Consider the following 6,684-nt stretch of genomic DNA (forward strand, 5'->3'; position numbering starts at 1 on the left):
TCGTCCGCCCACGCCGTTGGCGCTGACGTCAACGCCAGCGAGGCGCCGATGCACAGCATGCCGAATTGCCGCTGAGGGCTCACCGCGACCTCCCCGAGTAGAGGCTCCACTGTGCCCGAATGCAGGCAAATATGGGACGAATTCCCCATGCTTTGCGAGCAGATACGGCATTCACCGTGAGTCGATGTGCCAACTAGTTCTAAGCTCAGAAGATGCGCGATCGCGAGACGATCGACTCCGAATTGAGGCGCGTGGCGGCCGAGCTGCGCTCCATTCGCGAGCGCGGCGGACGGCCGTCCAGCCGCCAACTCGACGCGCTTCTTGACGAGCGCCTGGGCCATCCGGCGGATGCGCTGTGTGACCTTGCGATTCTCGATGAAATCTGTTTGCCCGCTGACGAAGCCGACAATCGCCCGCCTCCCCGACGGCGGAGTCTGCTGCTGCGCCTGGCGCTGCGCGCCGCGGTCCCGCTGTCCCTGATCACCATCGCCGCCGTCGTCGCCGTGATGTTCGCCCTTCACCACCGCCACCAGACGCCCCAGCCGACGCCGACCCCGCCGTCCGATGCGCAAGCCAGCCCGGTGGCTCAGGCACCGGCGCCATTCATTCCGCCGCCTAAGCCCGTTTCGACAACCGACATCGCGGAGCAGGCGTTGATCGACACGTTGCAACGCGAGGGCATGCCTGTTCCCAGCCACGACTACGTCACTACCCAGGGCCACGCGGTGTGCGATTTCCTGGGGCGACAACCCAACGTCGCCGACGCGACGCACTTCGTGCAGCAGTCGACGGTTTGGGATGCCAGTCAAAGCGCCGATTTCGTCACCGCTGCCGTCATCACTTACTGCCCGCAGTTCGAATCGACAGCCTCGGACCAGGCGCAGCAGACCTACCAGAAGTCGCTGACCAACCTGCAGACCATCGAAGGCGATCTGAAGGGGATCAACAACAACCTGCAAGACATCCGGGACGGCCTGCACGGCGGCAGCTGACTCGTTCGGGTGCGGCTCTCTAATCGGTCTTTCATGAGCACAGTCTCGAGACCTACGCTTAGTGCTATGAGGCAAATCCTGTTGCGTGCCGTTTTGCTTCTGGGATCGTGGGCGATCGGACTGCTGGTGGCCGCGTGGGTTATTCCCGGAGTTTCGTTGTCGGCGTCGGGGTTCATCGTCGCCGTGGTGGTGTTCTCGGTGGCGCAAGCGGCGCTGTCGTTGTTGATCTTGAAGTTGCCACATGGGTATGCGGCGCTACTTCTTGGGGGCACCGGCCTGGCATTGACCGTTTTCGCGTTGATCCTCGCCACGGCAATGACGCACGGGCTCACTGTTCGCGGCATGGCGTCCTGGGTGGCCACCACGCTTGTGGTGTGGCTGGTGACAACGATCGGGGCAGTTTCACTGCCCGAGCTGTTAGGCCGCCAAGGCGCCGGCCCGGCTTGACCAAACCGACGTGCCGACGGCCTGGGCCGAATTCGGCATTTCGGTGAGTGCGCAGGGTGAGTAGCATTTGGTTATCTCGTCCGACGACGGAGGGAGACGTGATGGGCGACACTCATCACGATCCGACAGATCATTCTCGGACCACGCAACCGCACGCTGGTATCGCCATGAAGGACAACTTCTTCTGGCCGGGGTTGATCCTGCTGGCCGTGTCGGCATTCGGGATGATCTGCACGGCGGCAGCCGCCGCCTACCGACGGTACGAATGGCTCACCACCACGGTGCTCATCGCCGTGCTCGGAGCGGTCGCCGGCGCGCTATGGATCGTCGTGGAGAACCGCCGGGTGACCCACCTCGAGGAGCAGTGGCACACCGCGAACCCCGACGCTCAGTTGCGCTAAGTACGTGATGGCCGGCGAATCTCGCGTCGTTGCAACACGTTTCGGCCCGGCTTACCGTCGTACTACCGACGCGCTGGACAACCTCGGCTGGCTCCCGAACTTCGTGCTGCGGGTCACTGTCGGGTTCATGTTCTTCAGCGGCGCGGTGATCAAGCTCGATGATCTAGGGAAATTCACAACGATGTTTGTCCGCCTGGGCATTCCAGCTGCACAGGTGCTCGCCCCGGTTACGGCCGTCGTGGAACTTGTTGGTGGTGCGGCGCTGATGCTGGGCCTGGCCACCCGGCTGGTGTCTCTGATACTGGCAGGGGACATGGTCGGCGCCCTGATCACAGACATCGGCCCGAATCTGGCGGAGAAGTATCCGGCTCTCTGGGACTTCCTCAGCAACTTGTTCTATGCACCGGAGTGGCTGCTGGTAGCGCTGCTGCTGTGGTTGCTATGTGTCGGAGCCGGCAAGGCCAGCTTGGACGAGTTGGCCAGTCGACGTCTGGCGATGCTGACCACCGAGGACTGAGCGACCACTCAGCCGGAATCACTGGCAGCAAAAGGTGCGAGGGGAGCGCGACCTGCTGTTCCGGCTGGCCGGACACATCACCCCGGGACTTGACTCGGTGTCGTCGCGCATGTCGCCAGGCGTGCAACGCCCACTCGACCGCCTTTCCAACACCCCCGTTGCCGTCTACGACGCCACCTGGACACTCATCACCGCCAACGCACCCTACGACGCGCTGATGGGTCCGACCACGAACTGGCGGGAATCGAACGCAACAGCATCTGGCGCCACCTCATCGGCCCAGGCAACCGCACCGTCCAGACCCCCGAGGAGCGGGCCGACCAGCAGGCCCGACTCGTTGCCGACCTGCGCCTGACCGCAGCCCGATACCCCGCCGATCCACGGTTGAAGCGACTAATCCGCGAACTCGCGGCGCAGAGCCCACGCTTCGTCGAACTCTGGGACGGCAACGTCGAACCGCACCAAGACCAAGGTCGGCACAAAACAACGACGAACCCCGGTGAGGTCGTGCGCGGTCGCGTCAAGAAACCATCAAGAAATGGGGTTTTCCCGTCCGGGATTTGTCCTGTTCTGATAGCTGCCCCTGCGGGCTGCGTTGTGGATTACATGATCAACAAAACGATAGTTACCTGCATCGCGGCTGCCACGATTGCCTTGGCGGCGCCGGCCCATGCCGACAACGGCAAAACGGTGTGCCCTTCGATGGGCAACGGCATAAGCCACGCCCAAGAGCACTGCCCGCAAACCCCTGGGATGCGCGCGCCAGCCCCCAGGACCTATGACGGCCACCTGCTACCTCAGGGCTACAGCGGCAAACCGTGACGGCACTTGATGGGGCGATGGCGGAGGTCGCTAGCCGAATTCAGCCGGGTACTTGAAATACTCCGCCCCAAGTCGCTTTTTGACCTCGGCGCACATGCGCTTGTTGCGCCAGGTTTGCACCGGGGAAAGGTTGTCGGGGGCGGCTGTGACCAGAGCGAAAATATCCTCGTTGAGCTTTCGCGTGCAAGTCCCCAGGCTCGCGGCGTACGGTCGCATATTTTCCGCAGTCGGTGTCAACGATTGTGATTCGGCCGACGTTGAATGCGGTGGCGATGCCGAGCAGGGCGCGCTGCGGTTGGTCGCCGACGTCATCGAGTGCGGCATGAGCCGTGGCCGCCGAAATCTTGCCCTCCTCCGAATCGGCGGTTAAATCGGACGCTTCGCAGATGGCTTGGATGGCTAGCTGGAGATCATGGCCGGCGGACAAAATTCCGGCGACGGCTTCGCCGCTGCGGCGCTCCGTAAGCGTCGCCTGTGCGCCTGTTCTCGCGCCGCCACGTGAGGCTCGACGCAACAGTCGTCGCCTGGTCCGAATGGCCGCCGACGAAATGGTCCGGGGGCGTGATCGGGGCGTAGTGTTCGCACGGATAGCGCAGAGGGGAGTCCGAAATGCCGACGAGCGATCATGACTGGAGCAAGCCAGCGGCGACGGCCATTCCCAAGGACGGGTACTTTGAGCTCGAGCGGGGCCGCTACGGTCCGATCTATCCGAGAACTCCTGCCTGCTATGGCTTTTCGATCATCGCGAAGGTCAAAGAGGGGCGCGAAGAGGCCGTCCGCGCGTACGGCAAGCAGATCGAAGAAGCGATTGCCGGGAGTCCCGACGTGCTCGCGCCGCTGCGGCTGCACTACTTGCGGTGGGTATTGTTCGACGTCGGCTCGGGGCTGCATTTTCAGTACCAGGGCATCTTTGACACCGATTTCGACAAATACACCGAGGATGCGGTGGCGCTGTTCAGCCAGACCGGGATCACTACGGTATTCACCAATCTCGAGGGATTCCCCGAGGACTGGAAAGAGAATCCGGACGCCTTCGTCAAGTTCGTTCGTGAGCATCAGTGCCCCAGTTTCCTGGAGTACGGGGAGTACCCGTACGTCACCGCCGACGAGATCAAAAAGGCCCTTCGGCTCAAAGCGGCGTTTTCCGACATGCTTGACCAGATGCAGTGATCCGTATCGAAGCGTGCACCAATGCTTGAGTTGGACGACATTCAGCACATTCTGCTGACCCGCACGCCGGCGATGACGGGCCGCTATGAGTTTCTGACATTTGGCAACCCGGCGGGGGGTCGGGCGTGGCTGTCCGAGCTGATCCCCGTGGTCGAATCGGCCACCGCGGCGCAAGCCTCGATGGACAGCACGAAGCGGTGGGTCACGCTGGCAGTCACCTGGAATGGCTTGCGAGCCCTCGGGGTTCCCGAGGAATCGCTGGCGACTTTCCCGGAGGCGTTTCGCCAGGGGATGGCGGCTCGGGCAGACATCCTGGGTGATACCGGGGCCGCGCACCCCGACAACTGGGTGGGCGGTCTGGCAGGCGCCGACTTACACGCTATCGCGATCCTGTTCGCGCGTGATGAAGCTGAACATGCGCGCGCCACCGGGGTGCACGACGAGCTGGTAGCCCGGTGCGAGGGTGTGCGCAGCCTGTCGGTGTTGGATTTGAACGCGACGCCGCCGTTCAATTACGCACATGATCACTTCGGGTTCCGCGACAGGTTGTCGCAGCCGGTGATCGAGGGCTCGGGTGAACAGCCGACGCCGGGGTCGGGGGCGCCGCTGAAGCCGGGCGAGTTCATCCTCGGCTATCCCGACGAGCACGGGTCGCCAGATCTGCCGCAGCCAGAAGTACTGTGCCGCAATGGAAGCTACATGGCCTACCGGCGGTTGCAGGAGCACGTAGGACTTTTCCGTGACTATCTGCTCGAGCACGCCGACACGCCGGGCGATCAGGAATTGCTCGCCGCGAAGTTCATGGGCCGCTGGCGCAGCGGTGCACCGCTGGTGCTGGCACCGGATAAGGACGATCCCGAGCTGGGCGCGGACCCTATGCGCAACAACGACTTTAACTATAAGGAGATGGATCCGCACGGGTACGCTTGCCCGCTGGGATCGCACGCGAGACGCCTCAACCCGCGCGACACTGCGCACAACATGAACCGGCACAGGATAATTCGCCGCGGTGCCACCTACGGGCCGGCATTGCCCGAGGGTGCGCCCGACGACGGGGTGGATCGCGGTATTGCCGCATTCATCATCTGTGCCAGCCTGGTTCGCCAATTCGAGTTCGCGCAGAACGTGTGGATCAACGACCGCACGTTCCACGAACTCGGCAACGAGCATGACCCCATCTGCGGGACACAGGACGGCACAATGGAATTCAAAATCCCCAACAGGCCGATCCGCAAAGTCCTCAAAGGCCTGCCGGCCTTCACCACCTTGAAGGGCGGGGCCTACTTTTTCCTGCCGGGGCTAGCAGCCCTCCGCTACCTGGCGACGCTCGACAGTCAAGAGGCACGATCATGAGCACGCTGCCCGCTCCGCGCACCTACAACCAAACCCATGTCCCGCGCAAGCACACTCCAGGTCATCGGCGTATCAGCATCTATTGGAGCTGGAGTTACCCGTGGGAAGCCCAGCGCGACCCGGCCGCGATGTACAACCGCTTCTCCACCATGACCGAAGTCCGCAACGCCTTATGGCCGAGCTACGAGACAACGGAATACGACAAGTCGCACTTCCTCCAGGGCATCGCGGGCACCCTGGAACTTTTCCACCGCTCAGCGCTGGCTTTCCAGGACCTGGCTGGCGAAGCCACCGGTCACCCAGTCGCCGTCTTCCAGCGCATCGACCAGGCGGGCTACCAGCTCCCCATCGATGAGCGGATCCTGGCCGACACCGACACCCTCATGGTCTTCGGGCTGGACCATATCCTGTCCGCGCAGGAAGCGGCTCCGGAGGAAGTCAGCGCCATCCGGGAATGGCTGAAACGAGAAGGCACGTGCCTGTTACTGGCCCCGCACCACGACGTCGGCTTCACCGACGATTTTGCCCAGCGTCAGGTGGAATACCAGCACCACGGCGACCCACTTGTGCCTCGTCAACAACGGTTCGGGCAATACACCCGCTCACTGATGCTCGCCCTCGAGGTCCCGGTGCACAACACCTGGGGGCTGCGTCCCGCCGTTGTCGAGGGCACCAAGCAGATCGCACCCCTGACCGCGGTCCGCGACCTGGACGCCGCGCACTTGCTCGACAACGTCACCACGTTCAACTTCCATCCCCACCTGCCGCACTACGAACTCACCGCACCGGAGAGCGACTCGGTGCGGGTGCTGGGTCGTCAACGGATCGATCCCAACAGGCATCATCCCTTCACCGCGGCGGGAAACACCGAATTCAACGCCCTGATCTGGATGCCGCCGTCGGGCCAGCGCGCCGGCGACATCGTCCTCGTCGACTCCACGAACTTCACCACGCTTTTCGGCGGCACCGACAGCCTCAAGAA

Annotated in this window: 8 protein-coding genes and 1 pseudogene; all 9 read left to right on the forward strand. The window is 63.3% G+C overall.

Features of this window, described 5'->3' with window-relative positions; genetic code table 11:
- Positions 1–212 precede the first annotated feature (212 nt).
- Positions 213–992, forward strand: coding sequence for a DUF732 domain-containing protein (locus WAN02_RS21650; RefSeq protein ID WP_422266273.1), 780 nt, complete (start codon positions 213–215; stop codon positions 990–992).
- Between the two features lie 66 nt (positions 993–1,058).
- The gene (locus WAN02_RS21655) at positions 1,059–1,439 is read left to right on the forward strand and encodes a hypothetical protein (protein ID WP_422266274.1); all 381 of its coding nucleotides are present in this window, start codon (positions 1,059–1,061) and stop codon (positions 1,437–1,439) included.
- A 101-nt stretch (positions 1,440–1,540) separates the two neighbouring features.
- Complete coding sequence (gene usfY / locus WAN02_RS21660; protein WP_422266275.1) at positions 1,541–1,840, forward strand: protein UsfY; 300 nt, start codon at positions 1,541–1,543, stop codon at positions 1,838–1,840.
- 7 nt (positions 1,841–1,847) lie between these two features.
- Positions 1,848–2,357, forward strand: a complete 510-nt coding sequence (locus WAN02_RS21665; RefSeq protein WP_422266276.1) for a DoxX family protein — start codon at positions 1,848–1,850, stop codon at positions 2,355–2,357.
- Between the two features lie 172 nt (positions 2,358–2,529).
- Positions 2,530–2,795 (forward strand): annotated as a pseudogene (locus WAN02_RS21670) (hypothetical protein); the annotation flags it as partial.
- A gap of 168 nt (positions 2,796–2,963) precedes the next feature.
- On the forward strand, positions 2,964–3,179 hold the full coding sequence (locus WAN02_RS21675) for a hypothetical protein (RefSeq protein WP_422266277.1): 216 nt from the start codon (positions 2,964–2,966) through the stop codon (positions 3,177–3,179).
- Positions 3,180–3,788: 609 nt separating this feature from the next.
- Entirely contained in the window at positions 3,789–4,349 is a 561-nt protein-coding gene (locus WAN02_RS21680; protein ID WP_422266278.1) for a hypothetical protein, read from the forward strand.
- 21 nt (positions 4,350–4,370) lie between these two features.
- Positions 4,371–5,702 carry a Dyp-type peroxidase gene (locus WAN02_RS21685; protein WP_422266279.1) on the forward strand — a complete coding sequence of 444 codons (1,332 nt, stop codon included), beginning with the start codon at positions 4,371–4,373 and terminating at the stop codon, positions 5,700–5,702.
- Positions 5,699–6,684 (forward strand): hypothetical protein (locus WAN02_RS21690; RefSeq protein ID WP_422266280.1); only part of this gene is annotated, 986 nt, incomplete at its 3' end. The genes WAN02_RS21685 and WAN02_RS21690, both read left to right, overlap by 4 nt.

It is taken from the genome of Mycobacterium sp., from assembly GCF_049281135.1.
Lineage (GTDB): Bacteria > Actinomycetota > Actinomycetes > Mycobacteriales > Mycobacteriaceae > Mycobacterium.

Bases quoted from the DNA above. Each gene is read 5' to 3' on its own strand.
- WAN02_RS21650 (WP_422266273.1), top strand. From the start codon at position 213: ATGCGCGATCGCGAGACGATCGACTCCGAATTGAGGCGCGTGGCGGCC.
- WAN02_RS21655 (WP_422266274.1), top strand. From the start codon at position 1,059: ATGAGGCAAATCCTGTTGCGTGCCGTTTTGCTTCTGGGATCGTGGGCG.
- usfY (WP_422266275.1), top strand. From the start codon at position 1,541: ATGGGCGACACTCATCACGATCCGACAGATCATTCTCGGACCACGCAA.
- WAN02_RS21665 (WP_422266276.1), top strand. From the start codon at position 1,848: ATGGCCGGCGAATCTCGCGTCGTTGCAACACGTTTCGGCCCGGCTTAC.
- WAN02_RS21675 (WP_422266277.1), top strand. From the start codon at position 2,964: ATGATCAACAAAACGATAGTTACCTGCATCGCGGCTGCCACGATTGCC.
- WAN02_RS21680 (WP_422266278.1), top strand. From the start codon at position 3,789: ATGCCGACGAGCGATCATGACTGGAGCAAGCCAGCGGCGACGGCCATT.
- WAN02_RS21685 (WP_422266279.1), top strand. From the start codon at position 4,371: ATGCTTGAGTTGGACGACATTCAGCACATTCTGCTGACCCGCACGCCG.